The following is an 18,693-nucleotide window of genomic DNA, read 5'->3' as shown; positions in this document are numbered from 1 at the left end:
GCAGAATTTCGCCTTGAAATTCTTGGTCGCCGCTTACAATCACAGCCCGCGCGTTAAAAGGCGAGGGCGTTAAAATTTAAGGAGAAATTATGCAAAATATCTACATCATAGGCGACGTGCACGGCTGCTACAGATCGCTTTTGGCGTTAATAGAGCAGCTGCCGCATAAATTTGATAGTAAAATTTGCTTCGTTGGCGATCTGATCGACCGAGGTCCTGCGAGCTCGGATGTGGTTGAATTTGTGTGCGTCCGCGGATATGACGCGGTGATGGGCAATCACGAAAAGCGCTTTGTGGGCAACGCAAAAACTGCACTAAGGTGCGCAAAGACGGGCAAATTTACGAGCTCAAATGACCTCTACGCATTTTTTAGCCTGGATGAAAGCCGGCTATTTAATAACGGCGGTGAAGCGACGCTAGCGTCGTATTATCGTCACGGAGGCGTGAAGCAATGCAAGGAGCATCTGCGGTTCGTCTCGCAGCTGCCGATTTACCTGGAGTATGATTTGTGTGATGAAAGCGGTCGCGCTCTCGTCGTATCGCACTCCGCGGTGGGGCGTATGTGGAGCGCCAGATACGACGATGAGCGTGCGAAAAGCTTCGCCGCTCATGTGCTAAGCGGGCGCGGAGATGATAGCGCGAATGATGGAATTTTTAATGTCTACGGGCACACGCCGGTAAAAAAGCCCGTCATTACGGAATTTAGCGCAAATATCGATCTGGGCTGTGTTTATAAAAAGCACTGGGGTGAGAAGGCGAGGCTTTGCGCGCTGGAATTTCCCTCAAAGAAAATTTTCACGCAGGAATGCATAGATTTTTAAGTTTGTATCGGGATAGCGCGGATTAAAATTTAAATTTGCGTAGGCTATTTGAAGGCGAAATTTTAGAATTTAAAGGCGCGTTCTTGCAGCGTCCGTCGCGCAGTCTAGCCGCGCTGAAATTTTAAATAATATCCCTTAGCTTGCGCGCTTCATACATCCACGCCTCAAGCTCGTCCCAGCGCTCGCCCTCAATCATCTGTACGCAAATTTCAAGTTCCTTTTTAAAAGCATCGATCGCGCCCAGTAGGTTCGTGCGGTTTTGCTTAAAAATATCGACCCACATCTGCGGCGAGCTTTTAGCGATACGGCTCATGCCCGAGAAGCTGCCGCCGGCTAAATTTATAATATTGCGGCGATTTTCCTCTTTTAGCACGCTGTTTACGAGCGAGTAGCTGATCGCATGCGGCAGGTGCGAGATGAGCGCCACGTGGTGATCGTGGCTTTTTGCGTCCATAAATACGATCTTCATCCCCGCAAATGAAAAAATTTCGACCGCTCGTTTGATATGCACTTCGTCTGCGCCGTGGTCGTCGCAGATAACGACTACTGCGCCGTTTAAAAGCTCTTTAAACGCTGCTTGCGGGCCGGAATTTTCAGTGCCCGCCATCGGGTGAGCTGCGATGAAATTTCGTCTGATTTGCGGCGGGCAGTTTTGCAAAATTTTAAATTTCGTGCTTCCCAGATCGATGATCGTCGTCTCGCTTCTGCAGTCGCTTAGTTTTTGCAACGTCTCAATAATTGCCTCCACGGGGATTGCAAGAAATATCGCGTCGCAGCTTTGCTTCATCTGCTCTAGGCTTAAAATTTCATGCACGAGCCCGAGCCGTAGTGCTTCTTTTTCGTTTTCGCGGCTGATGTCGCAGCCATAGACGGCGCTAATTATTTTGGTGCTTTTTAGGCATAGCCCAAGAGAGCCGCCGATGAGACCCAGGCCGATAATTCCTATCTTCATAAAATTCCTTTTTGATATATGCAAGTTTTAATTTTAATGTGGTATTATACGCAAATTATTTTCGTTTTTAGGTAAAATTTTATGAAAAAAAGCGTTTTTTTACTCTTAGTAGGCGGGATTTCCGTGGCGTGCGCCGCACAGATCAAATCCATTAAATTTGAAGGTCTTAGACATCTTTCTCCACAGGTCGCACAGCAAATTTCAGGACTTAAGGTAGGCGATGAGCTTAACGGCGAAAACACCAATGCTGCGATTTCAAAGCTATTTGAGCAGGGCTATTTCAGCGACGTTTATATCAGCGAACAAGGCGGCGCGGTCACTATCAACGTAACCGAAAAGCCGACTATTGCTAAGGTAGAGATCAAAAACGTAGTTACCAACGACCGCGACAAGATCAATGAGCTCATCGGCTTGCGTCCGGGTCAGGTTTACGATGAGGTGGCTGCTAAAAAAGCGGAGACCCGCATCAAGCAATACTACGAAGTCAAGGGCTTTTTTGACACCGTGGTGGAATTTTATCCAAAGCCGATAAACGACGATAAATCGGTCATCTTGCTAACGATCGAGGTAAATCGCGGCGAAAATATCATCATCGATAAGGTAAATTTGGTGGGCGCGGACAAGCTCGACTATGACGATATTGAGCCATCCGTCGCCAATAAAGAACGCGAGACGCTGGGCTGGATGTGGGGCTTTAACGATGGTAAGGTAAAAACCGCCGAGCTTCCTAACGACGCAAATAGAATTCAAGAAGAATATTATAAAAAAGGCTACTTAGACGCGCAGGTTTCTGCGCCGCTACTTAATGCCGATATGGATAATTACACTGCCGATCTTACCTACTACATCAGTGAGGGCGAGCAATACACCGTAAGCTCTGTAGATATCGAGTATCCTGCAGATATAATCAAGCTTGATAAAGAAAAGGTTTTGGACGATTTTAAGCTTCAAAAGGGCGATACAATGAATTCAGAGCGTTTGCGCCGCGATATGAATACGCTAGAGACTTTAGTCGCGGATCAGGGATATGCTTATGTGCGCATCGTGCCTAAGACTAAGCAGGACAAAGAAGCTCGCACGGTCGCTATCACGTATCAGGTTATCCCAGAGGATAAAGTCTATATTAGAAACGTAACGATTTCGGGTAACGATAAGACCGAGGATAAGGTCATTCGCCGCGAGATGTATCTGACCGAGGGAAATTTATATAGCAAAACCGACTACAACGATTCATTAAATTCTTTAAAACGCACGGGGTATTTCGATGAGGTGGAGATTAAAGAAAACCGCGTTTCTAACGATCAGATCGATCTTGAAGTCGCAGTCAAAGAAGCTCCTACAGGCTCTATCACGGGTGGTATCGGATATGGCAGCGAGGATGGAATTTTACTTAGCGGCGGTATCAGTGATCGTAACGTATTCGGCACCGGCCTTCACGGCGCATTTTCGGTCGAAAAGAGCGACGATCAGCTAAGTGGGCGTTTGAGTTTAACCAATCCTAGAGTGTTTGATTCTGAGTATAGCTTGGGCGGATCGATCTTTGCCAACGATTACGACTGGGACGACTACGATGAGAAATCTTACGGATTTTCAATCACGGGCGGTCGCAAGATCGGGCGCAATACCGATGTAAGCCTTACATATTATCTCGAAAAAAGCGAGATTAAGGGCTTAAACGAATATTACGCCAAAGCGGGCTATTTAGATGGCAAGAATTTAAAAAGCTCGATCATCCCGTCTATTACATATAATAGCACCGATGATTATTACTTACCAAGAAGCGGTATGATCGCAAGTGCTAGCTTAGAATACGCGGGTCTTGGTGGCGATATGGACTACACCAAGGCGCGAGGATCATTTAACTACTACTTTGGCTTGCGAGATTATATCGATCACGACATTATCTTTAGATACAAAGCTGCAACGGGCTATATGTGGGAAGGTAATAAAAAGATTCCGATCAACGAAAAGCTATTCCTAGGCGGAATGAAAAGCATTAGAGGCTACGAAGGTCGCAGTATCCCGAAAAAAGAGATCTGTTTAAATTCAAATAATTGCCGCTATATCGAGACGGGCGGTATGCAGAGTTTCAATAACTCCTTTGAGCTAAGCTTTCCGGTGGTTGATAGGCTTAAAATGCGCTTTGTAACGTTTTTTGACTACGGAATGATCGGCGATCATGACTGGAATGAGGAGGAGCGCTATAGCACGGGTGCTGGTATCGAGTGGATGACGCCGATGGGGCCTTTGCAGTTATACTTCGTTAAGCCGCTTAATAAAAAACCGCACGACGACACAAATAGCTTCGAATTTAGCATCGGTGCTAGATTTAATTAAACGCGGCAATTGCGAACATTAAGGCGTGCGTAGAATTTTCTACCGCACGCCTTAAAATTTAGTAACGCTGCAATTTTGACTTTTCTTGTCGCGCTAATTTGCAGCCGAATTATTGTAGGCGGGTTGAGCTAAATTTTAATTGGAATTCCGCTCGGCTTAGGATGAAATTTAAACGCGTAGCTTGCTTTGAATTTTTTAGAATTTTATTTATCAAGATAGTTTAAAATTTCATTCGTCTAGCAAAATTTTAGGTTAAGAGTTCTAAAAAATCAATATAAGCCATTTGCATACTTTAAAGAAATTCTAATATTGAAATTTAAAGATTACGATATAGATGATAAACGCTGCTTTGTCGCGCGCGGAATTTCACTGCATAGGATTTAGCGCGCCACTGAATTTTAAAGCTCATAAATTTTGAGATTCTAAAATCGCTAGAATTTAAAATTTTAAATCACCTCGTAAATCGCTAAACATTTGCGTTAAATTTTGCCTCGCTTTACCGATAATTTAAGTTAAGCTTGTAAAATCGCGCTCTAAAATCATATCAAAGGCTCTTTTATGCGTAGAAATGGCAATGGAACGAAGCTTAAAATTTTAATATTTCTTATTATAATATGCGCTTTGGTTTATGGAATCTTTAGAATTTTTACCTCGCCGAAATTTGAAAAAAATCCTCCGCAAATTGCGCTGGAAAATGAAATTTATTGGAATTTAACCTCGCCTTTAAAGATTAAAATTTCAGACGATACCGGCATTAAGCTCGTTCGCGTTAACTTAAATGACGGAGCTAGCACGATATCGCTACTAAATGAGGAGCTTAACGTTCCGCAAACGACGCTAGAGCTTGCCGTGCAATTTCCTAAAAATTTGATGCTTAATAAAGATAAAAACTACAAGCTCGAGGTTTTTGCAAACGACATTAGCTCGTGGAATTTTGCGCAAGGAAATAAGAGCGTAAAAACGACAAATATAATAATAGATGACAAAAAGCCCGTCATCAATATCATCAATCAATCCTATAAAATCACCAAAGGCGGTAGCGCCGTGGTTGTATTTTCGGCTAAAGACGAGCGCCTAAACGAAGTCTATGTCAAAACCAACTATGGCAAAATTTTTAAAGCGATTCCTTTCGTAAAAGAGGGCTATTATGCGTCTCTCGTAGCGTGGCCTGCAAATTTAGAGGAATTTCGCGCAGAAGCGGTCGCCACTGATCGTGCAGGCAACGAAAGCATTTCGCAGATCAAATATTTTTATCAGGATAAAAAATATAAAGTCTCTACTATCAAGCTAAATCCGGGTTTTATTAACGGCAAAGTAAGTGATCTGGCTAGCCAATATGCGCAGAATTTTAACTCTATGAGCGATCTGGAGAAATTTAAATTCGTAAACGAAACTCTGCGTAAGAAAAATGGAGATGATCTGCACGCTGCTACTAGCGCGGTTCCTGAGGATAAAATAAATGGATTTGAGCTAAAGCCTTTTTATCCGCTTGCTAAAGGCGCAGCGGTAGCAAGTTTTGCCGATCATCGGATATTTTTTATGAACGATGAACAAGTAAGCGAGTCATGGCATATGGGGCTCGATCTAGCAAGCGTCGCAAACGCCGATATCAAAGAGAGCAACTACGGCAAGGTAGTTTTTGCGCAGGAAAACGGAATTTTCGGATTAAATTTAGGAATTTACTACGGCTTCGGCTTATACGGCATCTACGGACACTGCTCGGCGACGCAGTTAAGTGTGGGCAGCGACGTAAAGCCGGGCGACATTCTAGCACAGACGGGCTCGAGCGGCTTTGCGTTCGGAGATCACCTGCATTTCGGCATAGTTGTGCAAGGAGTGGACGTAAGACCGGAGGAGTGGATGGATTCAAAGTGGATCAAAGACAATATCTCGGACGTTTTGGAATCGTCTAAAAAATTAATCCAAAAGGGTAAGTAAATTTTAAAATTTTTGCTATAATGCGCGGATTAATGAAAACGAGGATAAAAATGAGACAGACAACGATAGGCAAAAAAGTCCATACCGTGGGCATCGGGCTTCACAAAGGCGAGCCGATTAGGCTTACTTTGGAGCCGCTTGAAGCCGGTAGTGGAATCGTCTTTTACAGAAGCGATCTCGGTATTAGTTTTAAAGGCGAGCCGAAAAACGTCGTAAATACGCAGATGGCAACCGTCGTAGGCAACGACAAAGGCTATATATCGACGATCGAGCACCTAATGAGCGCGATAAACGGCTACGGCATCGATAATATCCGCATCATCGTCGATGCTAATGAAATTCCGGTGATGGACGGAAGTTCGGCGAGCTTTTGTATGCTTTTGGACGAAGCCGGCGTAAAGGAGCTCGATGCGAATAAAAAAGCTCTCATCATCAAGCGAGCCGTGGAGGTTCGCGAAGGCGATAAGCTCGTACGACTAAGCCCTAGCAAGAGCCCTAAATTTGATTATACGATTAAATTTAGCCATCCGCTCATCGGCACTCAGCACTATGTTTTTGAATTTAGCAAGAAATCCTATCTTAAAGAAATTTCGCGCGCCAGAACGTTTGGGTTTTTGAAGGACGTGCAGGCGCTACGCTCCATGGGGCTAGCTCTAGGCGGCAGCTTAGAAAATGCCGTCGTAATCGATGAGAACAAAATTTTAAATCCAGAGGGTTTGCGCTTTGAAAACGAGTTCGTCCGTCATAAAATTTTAGATGCGATCGGCGATCTTGCGCTCGTAGGCGCCCCGATTTTGGGCGATTACACGGCGTTTGCGGGAAGCCACGATCTAAATCATAAACTAACTTTAGCAGCTTTGGCTGACGCTAAAAATTTCGAGCTTGCTGACCTTACCGCCGAGATCGTACGCGAATATCAAACAGTCTTCGCCTAAGGTCGAAAAATCAAAGAGGTTGAAATTTTAATTGCCGCTCTTAGCGCGCCATGTCTGATCGGCGTGTATGAAAACGGTGCTAAGATAGCGGAATTTAAAAGCAATGAGGGCGAAAAAGCCGATAACTTCCTGATCGCTAAATTTAGCGAAATTCTAAAAACTTATAAAATCAAAGAGCTCATCTACGCAAACACTCCCGGCAGCTTCATGGGTATGAAAGTAAGCTACGTGATATTGCGCACGCTTAGCATCGCTCTTGATGTGCCGTTGTACGCGATCAGCGGCTTTGAGCTAAGTGGCTTCGGACCGATCAGAGCGAATAAAAATTTCAGCTACGTTTACGAACGCGGCGAAATCAGGATGAAAAAATGCGCCCCCGCCCCGCTATCTTTGCCGCAGGATTTATCGGTTTTAAATAAAAGCGATGATATACTTCCAAATTACATCATAGAAGCGGTTTAGGAGAAAATTTGATTATAAGAATTCCTGCGACGAGCGCAAATTTAGGCCCCGGTTTCGACGCGCTCGGCCTTAGCCTAGGGCTGTTTAACGAAGTAGAGATTACCGAGCAGAAGTTTTTTTGCGTCTCGCTTAGCGGCGAGGGTAGCGATAGGGCGTGGCTTAAGAAGGGCAACGCTTTTTTGAATATTTTTAATGAAATTTACAAAAAACTAGGCGGTGGACAAGAGTTAAATTTTAAATTCGCCTTTCACAACAACATCCCGTTTTCGCGCGGGCTGGGCAGCAGCTCGGCCGTGATCGTAGGCGCCATCGCAAGCGCTTATAAAATTTGCGGCTTTGAGATCGATCGCGCTAAAATTTTAAACACGGCGCTGGAATATGAAAATCACCCCGATAATATCGCGCCCGCGACGCTCGGCGGCTTTGTTAGTAGCGTCGTGGATGACAAGACGGTTCGCACGCAAAAATGCGAAATTTCGCAAGACTTGCAAGCCGTCGTCGTTATCCCCGATACGCCGATGTCTACGAACGAATCGCGCGGCAAGCTGCCTAAGAGCTTTTCGATCAAAGATTGCGTTAGCAACCTCTCGCACGCGGCATTTCTGACCGCTTGCTTTATGCGGCGCGACTACGACAGCTTGCGCTACGCCTGTATCGATAAGATGCATGAGCAGGTGCGTATGGGCGCGCTTCCGCAGCTTTTTAAGCTGCGCGAGATCGCCTATGATAACGGCGCGCTTATGAGCTCGCTCTCGGGCAGCGGCTCAAGCTTTTTAAATTTGGTTTATAAAAGCGACGCCGCAAAGCTTAAGGACTGCCTTAGCGAAAATTTTCAAAACTTCCGCGTCGAAATTTTAGATATCGACAACGGCGGCTTTAATATTGACTAAGAAAAATAAAGATATAATCGCATGAGCGAACCGATTAGGATGTGCGTTATTTGCAGGGGACGCTTCGCCAAGCGCGAACTCCACGCCTTTTTGCAAAATTTTAAAAATATAAGCTCAAACAGACAATTTTATATTTGCGACGGTTGCATAAATCAAAAAGAGAAAATTTCAAAATATCTATCTAAATTTGCGTCTAGCGCAGATTTGGGACATATCAAGGAGAGGGTTTTAAATGGGTGTTCTGATTAAAGATATCGCGGACGAGCTTGGATACGCAAGCAAAGAGATAATCGAAAAAGCGCAGGAGATGGGCTTTAAAAAGGTAAAAACCGCGTCGAATAAAGTAAGCGAAGAGGAAGCTGCCGCTATTTACGATTATATTCAGACGGGAATTTTGCCGGGGAAAAAGTCGAAGCCCACAAAGAAAAGCTCCGAAAAAGCGCAAGCAGACGAGAAAAAGCCTGCTAAAAAACAGAGCGAAACTAAAAAAACCGCTAAAAAAGAGAGCCCTAAAAAGGCGGAAAGCTTAAAAGCTTCCGAATCCAAAGAGCCCGCGCAGAGCGCCAAAGAGCCTAGCGATGAAAAAACTCAGGCGCAAGAGCCCGAGGCAAAAACCGAAAAATCTCAAAATCAAAAAGAAGAAATTTCCTCCGCCCCGCAGGATAAAGAGGAGAAGCAAAATGCCGCTTCAAAGCCCGCGCCGGTGCAGATAAACAGCGGCGATAGCATAGCTAGCGAGAGCTTGCAAAAGCGCCGCGGTTTAGTCATCGTAAAAAAGAAAAAGGAGGTTCAAACCCCGGCGGCACAAGATAGGACCGAGCCTAGGCGCGAAAAGATGAGTGCGAGCTTGGAGGCGATCTTTTCAAACGCCGAACTAAATTTGAAAAAGAAAAAGATCGAAAAGAAAAAAACTCCAGCCGCTAAAAAAGAGGACGCCCTTAAAATTGACATCATTCCTGATCACGAGATGGCGGATATCGTCATCGAGGACGAAGACGTCGTGGTAATGCCCGATTTCACCGTCAAACCGATCCAAACCGAAAACCGCACCAAAAGTAAAAACCAACCTAATATTTATCGCGCCTCGCAGAATCAAATTTTTAGCAGCGAAGGCGGTATAAGTCGCGGCGGTCGCAAAAAGCATAAAAAAGCCCCTCGCGAGCAGGGTAGCGAAATCGTAAGCTCTGTAAATATCCCAAAAGAGATCCGCGTCTATGAGTTCGCCGATAAGATCAAAAAGCAGCCTAGCGAGATCATCGGCAAGCTATTTGCGCTTGGGATGATGACGACGAAAAACGACTTTTTGGACGAGGACGCGATAGAAATTTTAGCAAGCGAATTCGGTATTGAGGTAAATATCATCGATGAGGCGCAGGAGTTTGATTACATCAAGGCCTACGAGGACAGCGAAGGCGAAGAAAATTTAATCGCTAGAGCGCCCGTTATCACCATTATGGGACACGTCGATCACGGCAAAACGAGCCTGCTAGATTACATCCGAAACTCGCGCGTCGCAAGCGGCGAAGCGGGTGGCATCACGCAGCACGTAGGCGCGTATATGGTCGAAAAAAACGGCAGGAAGATCACCTTCATCGACACTCCGGGTCACGAGGCCTTTACTTCGATGAGAGCGCGCGGAGCGAAGGTTACCGATATCGTAATTATCGTAGTGGCGGCAGACGACGGCGTCAAACCTCAGACTAAGGAGGCTATAGCGCACGCCAAGGCTGCAAACGTTCCGATCATCATCGCGATAAATAAAATGGACAAACCCGCCGCAAATCCCGATCTCGTAAAAACGGGGCTTGCAGAGCTTGACATCATGCCTACCGAGTGGGGCGGCAGCTACGAGTTCGTGCCGATCTCCGCAAAAACGGGCGATGGGATCGAAAATTTATTAGAGATCGTGCTTTTGCAAGCCGACCTTTTGGAGCTCAAAGCAGATCCTAGCAAGCAGGCTAAGGCAACCATCATCGAAAGCTCCCTTCAAAAAGGCCGCGGCGCCGTTGCCACCGTCATCATGCAAAACGGCACCCTGCACGTCGGCGATACCGTCGTAGCAGGCATTGCATACGGCAAGGTGCGCGCGCTTAGCGACGATAAGGGCAGGGCGCTAACGCAAATTTTACCGGGCGAATGCGGCGTCATCATAGGCCTTAGCGAGGTTCCGGGCGCCGGCGAGACGCTGATCGGCGTTTCAAGCGATAAGGAAGCGCGCGAGTACGCGAGTAAAATTTACGAGCATCAGCGCCAAAAAGAGCTTAGCAAATCGACCAAGGTCACTATTGACGAGCTAAGCGCCAAGATCGCCGAAGGCTCGCTAAAAAGCCTACCCGTGATCGTCAAAGCTGACGTTGCGGGCTCGCTGGAGGCTATCAAAGCAAGCCTTGAGAAGCTTCGCAACGACGAGGTCAAGGTCGATATCATCCACAGCGGCATCGGCGGTATCACGCAAAACGACATCGCCTTAGCAAGCGCTAGCGAAAACTGCGTGATCTTGGGCTTCAACGTCCGTCCTACGGGCGAGATCAAAGAGCTTGCCAAGGAGCGCGGCGCGCAGATTAAGACCTACAACGTCATCTACAATCTAATCGACGATATCAAGGCGCTTTTGGGCGGCCTTATGAGCCCGATCATCAGCGAGGAAGCCTTGGGCCAGGCCGAGATCCGCCAGGTCATCAACGTGCCTAAGATCGGGCAGATCGCGGGCTGCATGGTTACCGACGGGCTCATCGCTCGCGGCGCGAATATCCGCGTCATCAGAGAGGGCGTCATCGTTTTCGAGGGCAACGTCAGCTCGCTCAAGCGCTTCAAAGACGACGCCAAGGAAGTCGCCAAAGGCTTCGAGTGCGGCGTAGGCATCGAGGGTTACGACGATATGCGCGTGGGCGATTTTATCGAAAGCTACAAGCAAAAAGAGGAGCAGGCTACGATCGATTAATGCTCGCGGAATTCCGCGTAGGCATTGGCTTCGTTTGCACGGCTTGGGGCTAAATTTTAAGCCTCGATCGCGCCTTGAAATTTTATGCTCGCAGAATTTGGGCGTGAAATTTCGCCTTTTAAATTTAGCGGCGGAATGCGCGAGCAAGGCTTTAAATTTTGTCGGTTTCTGCGTGAGGCGCTGCTACATAGCGCTAGTTTTGAAATTTTAATGTTTAGATTTTTCTTGCAGCGCGTCTTTGCGATTAAATTTTATTTGACGCCGCTTGCTGATCGCAGTTTTTCCGCGCGACTTAAATTTTAAATTTAATCGCAAAGTTGAAATTTTAAAGCGGCAAAATTTAGATCTCGCGCAGCATCGAAGCGTTTCTAAAATTTAAGATAAATTCTAAATCGGCGCAGTGTGCGGCAAAATAGCGACGCGGAGAACGGCACGGTGCAAGCGGCGCAAAATAAAGCCGCAACGGCGTGCGGTGTCATTGCGGCGCCGCCAAAAGACGGCAATGGATATCGTAAATAGCGACGCAGTAAGCGAGCGTAGCGCAAAGAGGGTGCCGCCGCGCGCCGTATTATTGCGGCGCCAAGACGGGCAGTGCGGCAGCAATATAGCACCGTGGCGAGCAGAGCACGGCGCGGAATAGCACCGCGTCTTGGCGCGGTAGTATTTCTGCGGTAGCCATGCAATTACGCGACGAGCTTCCGTACGCGAGCCGCAAAATTCTTGCGCGATCTGCGTTTTAAATTTAAACGCAAAGTACGGGCTAAAATTTAAAAGTAAAATTTTAAAGCAGGGCTTGTGCCTTTTAAAATTTAAGAGCGAAATTCTAAAAAGTGCGGCGCCGTTTGCAATACCAGCGCGCAGCAAACCGCTTAGAATTTAAATGGACGCTCCGGCGCGACGCGCGCCGCGTCAAATTTAAACAGACCGCGTCGCCGCAGGGCGGATATTTCGTCATGCCGAAGCGAGATAAAATTCTGCGTTGCCGCCGCGCCGAAGCGAGATAGAATTCCGCATCGCCATAGGATGGACGCGAAATAAAATTCTGTGTCGCCGCAAGACGGACGCTCCGCTGCGACAAAGCAATAAAATTCCGTCATCGCAAGACGTAAAATAAAATTCCATCGCCGTATAATCTGCGGCGATTTAAGATAGCGAGGTAAAGATGAATCCGACCGAACTTAGAAGACTTCGCACGCAAAGCGTGCTAAAGCAGCTCATCCCCGAAGCGCTCGCGAGCCTTGAGGACGAGCTTTTGCGCGGGCTGTGCGTCACCGACGTGGAGTGCAAGCGCGGGCGCTACGACGCGTTTGTGTATCTGGATAAAAACGCCTTCGACGAGCGTGAGCAGGAATTCGTGCTCGAAAAGCTCGGTCGCGTGGCGAGATATTTGCAAAACTTCTGCGCCGAGGCGGAGGGCTGGTACCGCTGCCCCGCGTTTCACTTCAAATTTGACGACCGCTTGGAGTATCAAAACAAAATGGACGATCTTTTTGACAAAATAGAGGAGGAGCTGCGCAAAAATGGTTGATTTAGAGGCTTTAGCGCGCGAGTGCGGCGTGCAGCTTTACGACGTGGAGACGGTGAGTGAAAACGGCAGAACGATCTATCGCATCAGTATCACGAAAGCGGGCGGCGTGGGTCTAGACGACTGCGAGCGGCTATCGCGGCTGCTTTCGCCGATTTTCGACGTGGAGCCGCCGCTTGAGGGCGAGTGGACGCTGGAGGTCGGCTCGCCCGGGATTGAGCGCAAGCTAGGCAAGTCGCAGCATTTCGCAAACTCCGTGGGCGAGCTGGTGCGTCTAAGCCGCACGGACGGGCAGAAGCTAAGCGGCGAGGTGCTTGGCTGCGAAGGCGGCGTGCTTAGACTGCGCACGGACGGCGGCGAGGTAAGCGTACGGCTCGATGAGATCAAAAAGGCGCGAACCTACGTGCAGTGGTAGCGGCGGAGATTTTTAAAATTTTGCACGTAGGGCTTTGGGGTGTGGTGTTTGAGAAGCGTAGACTTAAATTTCAAGCTAAAGCGGCGAGGCTAATTTGGATTTGCCTTGCTTTTTGTGCGCTTTTAAGTATTGCGTCTATCGCGAGCGATGCACGGCTCGCAGCATCTCGCCTCGCTTTTTAATTTAGCGCGCGATATTCGGTGTGGCTTTCAAAAAACACATGCTGCGCGCAAGTCTTTCGCATTGAGCTTGATCGTATCGCACGAAAGCATTTTCGCGTTGCAATTGATCGCATGCGTACCGCGGCGAAACGCCGTTTCGCTAAGCTTTTTGCGGCTTAGGTTTGCGATTGTCGGCATCGGTACGAATGTGCGGCTACGGGCGGAGTGAAATTCGATAAATATGAGCCTTTCGCGCAGACATGCCCGCAGCACCGCCTTGTTGCGTCGCATGGGCACGCGAGCATGTTAAATTTTGGATTTTTTAAAAATTTGCCGCTGTCGGTCGCTTTTGATCTCTCGCGGCGCTCGGCGCAAAATTTTAAATTTCCGGCGCCGCTCGCCTGTTTTGCAATTTTATCTTACGCCGATAAAAGGTAATTTTTTATGCCGCTAGGCGGCGCTTTGAAATTTCGGATCGTACCGCTAAAAAGCAAGCTTCGCGGCGATTTCTGCTGCGTAAATTTTAATTCACATGCCGCGCGTGCCGTTTTGGAATTTCACACCGCGCCGCTAAAAGATAAGTTTTGCGTGACGCTTGCGCGTTGCTTTAGAATTTTACGTCGCGCTCGAAAGCGGCTAAATTTAAAATTTACGCGCTGTTTCGGCGCGGCAAAATTCCACGTTGAAATTCCGCCCTTAAATTTTTGATACAAAATTCCTGTGCCAAATTTCGCCTTAAAATTTTGTCTGTAGAATTTTAAGGCGAAATTCCGCCCATAAATTTACGTTTTAAAACTCTGCGAGCAGAGGTTTGCGCGCCGCTTAGCGAAATTTCGATTGCCGGCCAAGCGGCGCGGATGTTTGCGACTATGAAGCGGAGATGCCGATCGTAGCTAGCAGTACGGGCGACGTCATGAGCCCTACGATCGTAAGGATCCACGCTAATATCGCTATTACGAGCGAGGCTTGCTTTTTGACGGCTTGATAGGTCGCGGCGATCGCGCACAAAAACGCAAGCGGAACAAAGACGATCCCTAGAAAAAATATCCCTAAAATCGCAAAGACTATGGAGAGTATCCCAAGCACGTTTGATTGGGATTGAACGGTCGGTTGTTCAGACATTTTAATCCTTTGAAAAAAATTACGTAATTCTACCCCCCCCCTGAATTTGAGCTGAAATTAAGCCGTGTCTTTCGGGACTGCATATTCACGCTCGATTGCGGTTCTGCCATGGCGCCTATTAAAATTTTACTTCGCAAAGCCGGCTTCTCCACGCTATCGGCAGACGCTCTTTTGCACGATAAGCGTAAAATTTTGTGCCGTTCGCGCGCGAAACGGATGCCGCAAAATTTGCGATTTAGGATAAAATTCTAAAACCTGTGGTAAGATTTCGCAGTTTCGCTTCCGCGCGGAATTTCTCTCAGACACATACGGCGCGCGACTTGTAAGCTCCGATAAATTTGGCGTTTAAAGCAAGCTTGGCTCTTGCAAGTGGGCTAAGTGCGAGTCGGCGCTATCCGGTACAGCAAGGAAGAGCGCAAGTGGGCGAGTCGGTTTGCGCCCGAGGCGCGATTTGATGGGAGTAGGCGAGTTCTCCGCTCTGCCGTAATTTTGCTAAGCGATCGCGGCGGAGCGGGACAATTTAAATTTTGGATTTTGTATGAACGACGAATTTTACATGGATTTGGCGCTGCGGGCTGCGTGGCGCTATCAGGCTCTGGCGTTACCCAACCCCGCCGTGGGCTGCGTGCTTCTGGATAAGAGCGGCAGGGTTCTTGGCATAGGCGCGCATAAAAAGGCGGGCTTTTTGCATGCCGAGGCAAACGCCGTTTTCGCCGTGCTATGCGATCTGGACGCAAATTTCGCACAGGATTTCGCTTGCGAATACGCCCGCAAATTCGGCGTTAAATTTCAAAACACAAAAGCCCTAAAAAGCGCGCTCTTGCAGCCGAGCTTCACTTACGATTTCATCTTAAACCGCCACGGCGGGCTTTTGCGCGGCGCTTGCGCCTACGTCACGCTCGAGCCTTGCGCGCACCGCGGCAAGACCCCGTCTTGCGCCGAGCTTTTGGCACAGCTCGGGCTATCGCGCGTGGTAATCGGCGCGCGCGATACGAACGCGCAGGCTGCGGGCGGTGCGGAAATTTTACGCCGTGGGGGCATAGAGGTGAAATTTGACGTTTGCTCTGCCGCGGCGGCGGAGCTTGCGGAGCCGTTTTATCTGGCGCGCGAGAGCGGCTTTTGCTTCATCAAAATCAACGCCGCGCTAAACGGCGCGGTGCATGGGCGGATCGGCAGCGAGAAGCAGCGCGCGTTCGTGCACGAGCTGCGCAGCGTGTGCGACTACGTAGGCGTGGGTGGGCAGACCGTGCGCGCCGACAGACCGACGCTGGACGTGCGTGCGGCTAAATTTGATGAAATTAGCGCTTTGGTGGGCAATGCTGATATGCTGGCGCTAGACGTGCGTGCCGCGCCGCAAAATCTAAAGCTGCGCGCGCCCAATGTGTGGATATACTCGCGCTGCGCGTTTTCAGATTTTGATGCGAGCATTCCGCTTTTCGGCGTCGCGGCTCGTAAGGTGGAGGTCTCGCGCTCGCTGCCTGCGGACGCAAAAATCACGATGATAGAGGCGGGGGTGAGTTCGTTTGACGAGTTTGCGCAGTTTGCGAGCCACGCGCTTATTTTTTACAGCGCGCAGATGAGAGACGCGGGAAATTTCAGAGCAAATGCCGCGCTACGGCCGCTTTTTATCTCTAGCGCAGGCGATCCGCACCTAGAAGCGAACGAATTCTACGGCTGGTTTAAAATTTTAAAATAAAAATCACAAAAGCTTCGCTATTATCGGTATAAGAATCAGCAGCGCTACTATTATTATGACGAACACTAGCACTTTATCTATATTATATTTCCTTTTAGGGCTGCAATTTTGCAAGAAAGCCCCAAGCTTGTATTCACTGATATGAAATAGCCAGGCGGTCCAAATCGATCCGAGGGATAGGCACATCGCCGCAAATGCCGTATCAGATTTCTGCCATACGATCATGCCGAAAATTAAAAACAAAGACAGAAAAGAAACGATAATCACGCCTATCGTCGAAAAGGCGATAAAAAATATAAAATTTAGCTTGCAATCGATGCCTAAAATGCGAAAGTCGATAATTTTATCAGCAATATAAAATGCTGAAATTATCGTTAGGATAGCTTTTGCGAGCTCGGCCTTAAAAGGAGCGTAGGGCAATAGCGGTACGCCAAAAACTGCATTCAATATGATACCTACGTGCGATAAAGTAAAGCCGAGCGAGAATGAGAATACGCCCGTCAGTAAGATGCCTAGAAGTAATTTGTAGAAATATATTTTCATACGCAATCCTTAAAATTTTGCGAAATTATACGAAACAACGGCTTAAAATTTTAATCGTAAATTTAGCGTAAGCTTTGAAATTTTTCACGTATGCCGCAGGTAACGACACAGAGCGAATATAAAAAACAGATATATGCCATAAGCGGGACAAAAGCGACAAATCCCGAAGCATAAACTAGCGCTACTAATACATATGTCGCATTTGCCAGCGCAGGTATGCTATAAGTCCAAAGCTCTGGCTTTTCAAAAGGGGTGTAGATATTATTCAAATACAAAGCTAAATTTAAGACAAGCAGTAGAAAAAATATATAGTTCTTTTTCATAAAAGGAAAAGCGGCGCAAACCAAGACTACCATCAAATTTAATGCGATAAGAAAACCTATGTAATTAATATCTATAAAGGCGCAAAGTAAGCCTAAAATCGCGATTAATATATCTCTTTTCATAACCGATTGCCGTCCTTTTTAATTCTTGCAATTATAGTGCATAGGTTTAAATTTTAATAAAAAATATTTCGTGCTTAAAATTCCGTCGCGCCGTGCGGGTGATTTACGCCTATTAAATTTAGCGCAGACGGACGAAATTTAAACTGGGCGCTTGGCTTTATCTAGATGCAAAAAAGATAAGACCCAACCAAATTGCAGATATAATAAGCAGCAAGATAGGAAATAGCTTTTTATCGATCTCCCCGCTTCTTTCTCGGCTGATAATTTGCAAAAATTTACCGAGCTCGTAATCGCTTTTGCGAAATAAATATACCGTTGAGCAGATGCCCATGAATAATGCCGCAGCGGATAAAATCGCTACTAATTTTTTATCCAAATCCATACCATATATCATAAAACCGAATGTCGCGATAAGAATGATGGCGGTAAGAGCTAAAATTCCTATCGTAGCAAATGCGATGAAAAATATAACATTGAGCTTACGATCGATGCCTTTGACATAAAAATCGCTCAAACTGCTACTGATATAGAAGGAAAATAACTCAAGAATTACCGTCGTAAAAGGCAGACGAATATCGCCCGGGAATAAAAAATATCCCTTCAAAAGGTCTACTATATTAACATTTAAAAGTTTTGAGAGGTGCAATGAAGCAACGTAAAATGAAATCAAAAAAACTGCCAAAAAGACATTGCCTAAAAGAAACTTGTAAATTAGGTATTTTATGTTTTTGCGCACCTTGGCTCCCTGAAATTTCGCGAGATTATACGTCAAATTTGCTTTTAACAGGCTCAAATCGGTAGGAAAATTTGATGAGTGAAATTTAGCCAAAATTTTGAGCGTAATTTAAATTTACGGTTTTATTTACAGCTCAATTCGCGGCACGGAATTTTAAAATTTAGAAGCGCGGTATGCTGGCTAAATTTAAAAATGTAGCGCGCGCTGTGTCATCTCCGTGCTATTAAAATAGAAGGCGCTTGGCTAAATTTAAAACCACTCCGTGCGTTCGATAAATTTCGCTGCATTTGCTAGCCTGCTGCTCTCGTCAAATTAAAATTCTACAAACGCGTATAGGCGCTGTTTTGAATGATGCGGCGACCCGCTACGTAAAATTCTGCGATTTTGCGCGTACAGCACCTGATTTTGAAATGGCGTCCGCGGGGCGAAATTTTAAAATTCCACCACGCGTAGGGATTTAAAATTTCATAACGAGCGCAAAATTTTAAAATTTGAAACTTCAAAATTCCAAAATTCCGAAATTCCACTGCGCAGGCAAATTTAAAATTTAAAAATCGAACCAAATTTTAAATTCTAAATTGAGCGGAATTTTAAATCTAAATTTTAATGACTATGCCCCAAATGCCCGCCCGCGTCGTTTGATCTCACTTCGCAGATTAGCTCGTCAGCGCATTCGTTTTCGCTGCTCTCACACTGCAGCGTCGTGTGCGTGATGCCCAGATGCTCCATTTCGTGCGATATTTCGGCCATGATCCGCTCCGCTTCGCGCACGC

Annotated in this window: 19 protein-coding genes; 13 read left to right on the top strand and 6 right to left on the bottom strand. The window is 46.8% G+C overall.

Annotation, left to right across the window (positions count from 1 at the left end; genetic code table 11):
- Nucleotides 1–89: 89 nt before the first annotated feature.
- Nucleotides 90–821 carry a metallophosphoesterase gene (locus Q0369_RS03555; protein ID WP_298096087.1) on the top strand — a complete coding sequence of 244 codons (732 nt, stop codon included), beginning with the start codon at nt 90–92 and terminating at the stop codon, nt 819–821.
- Between the two features lie 121 nt (nt 822–942).
- Here the strand turns inward: Q0369_RS03555 and Q0369_RS03550 are convergent, their stop codons facing one another.
- Nucleotides 943–1,773: a prephenate dehydrogenase gene (locus Q0369_RS03550; RefSeq protein WP_298096084.1), complete on the bottom strand. Its 831-nt coding sequence runs from the start codon at nt 1,771–1,773 to the stop codon at nt 943–945.
- Nucleotides 1,774–1,854: 81 nt separating this feature from the next.
- Here Q0369_RS03550 and bamA point away from each other — a divergent pair, with 81 nt between their 5' ends.
- The 10 genes from bamA to Q0369_RS03500 all read left to right on the top strand — a co-directional run bounded on the left by bamA (nt 1,855) and on the right by Q0369_RS03500 (nt 13,216).
- Nucleotides 1,855–4,110: an outer membrane protein assembly factor BamA gene (gene bamA, locus Q0369_RS03545; RefSeq protein ID WP_298096081.1), complete on the top strand. Its 2,256-nt coding sequence runs from the start codon at nt 1,855–1,857 to the stop codon at nt 4,108–4,110.
- 558 nt (nt 4,111–4,668) lie between these two features.
- Complete coding sequence (locus tag Q0369_RS03540) at nt 4,669–6,048, top strand: M23 family metallopeptidase (RefSeq protein ID WP_298096079.1); 1,380 nt, start codon at nt 4,669–4,671, stop codon at nt 6,046–6,048.
- Between the two features lie 50 nt (nt 6,049–6,098).
- A complete protein-coding gene (lpxC, locus tag Q0369_RS03535; protein WP_298096075.1) occupies nt 6,099–6,983 on the top strand; it encodes a UDP-3-O-acyl-N-acetylglucosamine deacetylase in 885 nt (294 codons plus the stop codon).
- Nucleotides 6,984–7,046: 63 nt separating this feature from the next.
- The gene (locus Q0369_RS03530) at nt 7,047–7,445 is read left to right on the top strand and encodes a glycoprotease (protein WP_298096071.1); all 399 of its coding nucleotides are present in this window, start codon (nt 7,047–7,049) and stop codon (nt 7,443–7,445) included.
- A gap of 8 nt (nt 7,446–7,453) precedes the next feature.
- Nucleotides 7,454–8,335 (top strand): homoserine kinase, encoded by an 882-nt coding sequence (gene thrB, locus Q0369_RS03525; RefSeq protein ID WP_298096068.1) that lies wholly within the window; start codon nt 7,454–7,456, stop codon nt 8,333–8,335.
- A 21-nt stretch (nt 8,336–8,356) separates the two neighbouring features.
- The gene (locus tag Q0369_RS03520; protein WP_297882510.1) at nt 8,357–8,584 is read left to right on the top strand and encodes a hypothetical protein; all 228 of its coding nucleotides are present in this window, start codon (nt 8,357–8,359) and stop codon (nt 8,582–8,584) included.
- Complete coding sequence (infB, locus tag Q0369_RS03515) at nt 8,568–11,276, top strand: translation initiation factor IF-2 (RefSeq protein ID WP_298096065.1); 2,709 nt, start codon at nt 8,568–8,570, stop codon at nt 11,274–11,276. Before Q0369_RS03520 ends, infB begins: the two co-directional genes overlap by 17 nt.
- A gap of 502 nt (nt 11,277–11,778) precedes the next feature.
- Nucleotides 11,779–11,916: a hypothetical protein gene (locus Q0369_RS03510; protein ID WP_298096062.1), complete on the top strand. Its 138-nt coding sequence runs from the start codon at nt 11,779–11,781 to the stop codon at nt 11,914–11,916.
- A gap of 522 nt (nt 11,917–12,438) precedes the next feature.
- Complete coding sequence (gene rbfA, locus Q0369_RS03505; protein ID WP_005872391.1) at nt 12,439–12,804, top strand: 30S ribosome-binding factor RbfA; 366 nt, start codon at nt 12,439–12,441, stop codon at nt 12,802–12,804.
- Nucleotides 12,797–13,216 carry a ribosome maturation factor RimP gene (locus tag Q0369_RS03500; RefSeq protein WP_298096059.1) on the top strand — a complete coding sequence of 140 codons (420 nt, stop codon included), beginning with the start codon at nt 12,797–12,799 and terminating at the stop codon, nt 13,214–13,216. The genes rbfA and Q0369_RS03500 overlap by 8 nt, the downstream gene beginning before the upstream one ends.
- Before the next feature lie 209 nt (nt 13,217–13,425).
- Here Q0369_RS03500 and Q0369_RS03495 read toward each other — a convergent pair whose 3' ends face one another.
- A complete protein-coding gene (locus Q0369_RS03495; protein ID WP_298096056.1) occupies nt 13,426–13,668 on the bottom strand; it encodes a hypothetical protein in 243 nt (80 codons plus the stop codon).
- A 171-nt stretch (nt 13,669–13,839) separates the two neighbouring features.
- On the opposite strand from Q0369_RS03495, the gene Q0369_RS03490 reads away from it, so the two are divergent.
- Entirely contained in the window at nt 13,840–14,085 is a 246-nt protein-coding gene (locus Q0369_RS03490; RefSeq protein ID WP_298096053.1) for a hypothetical protein, read from the top strand.
- A gap of 159 nt (nt 14,086–14,244) precedes the next feature.
- On the opposite strand, the gene Q0369_RS03485 is transcribed toward Q0369_RS03490, so the two are convergent.
- Nucleotides 14,245–14,499 carry a hypothetical protein gene (locus Q0369_RS03485; RefSeq protein ID WP_298096050.1) on the bottom strand — a complete coding sequence of 85 codons (255 nt, stop codon included), beginning with the start codon at nt 14,497–14,499 and terminating at the stop codon, nt 14,245–14,247.
- A 538-nt stretch (nt 14,500–15,037) separates the two neighbouring features.
- On the opposite strand from Q0369_RS03485, the gene ribD reads away from it, so the two are divergent.
- Nucleotides 15,038–16,195: a bifunctional diaminohydroxyphosphoribosylaminopyrimidine deaminase/5-amino-6-(5-phosphoribosylamino)uracil reductase RibD gene (gene ribD, locus Q0369_RS03480; RefSeq protein WP_298096048.1), complete on the top strand. Its 1,158-nt coding sequence runs from the start codon at nt 15,038–15,040 to the stop codon at nt 16,193–16,195.
- 3 nt (nt 16,196–16,198) lie between these two features.
- Here ribD and Q0369_RS03475 read toward each other — a convergent pair whose 3' ends face one another.
- From Q0369_RS03475 to Q0369_RS03465, 3 genes are all read right to left on the bottom strand, one after another.
- Nucleotides 16,199–16,738: a hypothetical protein gene (locus tag Q0369_RS03475; RefSeq protein WP_298096045.1), complete on the bottom strand. Its 540-nt coding sequence runs from the start codon at nt 16,736–16,738 to the stop codon at nt 16,199–16,201.
- A 62-nt stretch (nt 16,739–16,800) separates the two neighbouring features.
- Nucleotides 16,801–17,184, bottom strand: coding sequence for a transporter (locus tag Q0369_RS03470; RefSeq protein WP_298096042.1), 384 nt, complete (start codon nt 17,182–17,184; stop codon nt 16,801–16,803).
- 157 nt (nt 17,185–17,341) lie between these two features.
- Nucleotides 17,342–17,866 (bottom strand): hypothetical protein, encoded by a 525-nt coding sequence (locus tag Q0369_RS03465; RefSeq protein WP_298096040.1) that lies wholly within the window; start codon nt 17,864–17,866, stop codon nt 17,342–17,344.
- Nucleotides 17,867–18,693: the final 827 nt, after the last annotated feature.

The organism is uncultured Campylobacter sp., assembly GCF_938030685.1.
GTDB lineage: Bacteria > Campylobacterota > Campylobacteria > Campylobacterales > Campylobacteraceae > Campylobacter_B.
The sequence above is the reverse complement of the archived record's forward strand: the minus strand, read 5'-3'. Positions and strand labels throughout refer to the sequence as shown.

Coding starts and splice junctions, on each gene's coding strand:
- infB (WP_298096065.1), top strand. CDS start 8,568: ATGGGTGTTCTGATTAAAGATATCGCGGACGAGCTTGGATACGCAAGC.
- Q0369_RS03470 (WP_298096042.1), bottom strand. CDS start 17,184: ATGAAAAGAGATATATTAATCGCGATTTTAGGCTTACTTTGCGCCTTT.
- bamA (WP_298096081.1), top strand. CDS start 1,855: ATGAAAAAAAGCGTTTTTTTACTCTTAGTAGGCGGGATTTCCGTGGCG.
- Q0369_RS03495 (WP_298096056.1), bottom strand. CDS start 13,668: ATGCGACGCAACAAGGCGGTGCTGCGGGCATGTCTGCGCGAAAGGCTC.
- rbfA (WP_005872391.1), top strand. CDS start 12,439: ATGAATCCGACCGAACTTAGAAGACTTCGCACGCAAAGCGTGCTAAAG.
- Q0369_RS03540 (WP_298096079.1), top strand. CDS start 4,669: ATGCGTAGAAATGGCAATGGAACGAAGCTTAAAATTTTAATATTTCTT.
- Q0369_RS03555 (WP_298096087.1), top strand. CDS start 90: ATGCAAAATATCTACATCATAGGCGACGTGCACGGCTGCTACAGATCG.
- lpxC (WP_298096075.1), top strand. CDS start 6,099: ATGAGACAGACAACGATAGGCAAAAAAGTCCATACCGTGGGCATCGGG.
- Q0369_RS03510 (WP_298096062.1), top strand. CDS start 11,779: ATGGATATCGTAAATAGCGACGCAGTAAGCGAGCGTAGCGCAAAGAGG.
- Q0369_RS03500 (WP_298096059.1), top strand. CDS start 12,797: ATGGTTGATTTAGAGGCTTTAGCGCGCGAGTGCGGCGTGCAGCTTTAC.
- Q0369_RS03485 (WP_298096050.1), bottom strand. CDS start 14,499: ATGTCTGAACAACCGACCGTTCAATCCCAATCAAACGTGCTTGGGATA.
- Q0369_RS03475 (WP_298096045.1), bottom strand. CDS start 16,738: ATGAAAATATATTTCTACAAATTACTTCTAGGCATCTTACTGACGGGC.
- Q0369_RS03520 (WP_297882510.1), top strand. CDS start 8,357: ATGAGCGAACCGATTAGGATGTGCGTTATTTGCAGGGGACGCTTCGCC.
- Q0369_RS03550 (WP_298096084.1), bottom strand. CDS start 1,773: ATGAAGATAGGAATTATCGGCCTGGGTCTCATCGGCGGCTCTCTTGGG.
- ribD (WP_298096048.1), top strand. CDS start 15,038: ATGAACGACGAATTTTACATGGATTTGGCGCTGCGGGCTGCGTGGCGC.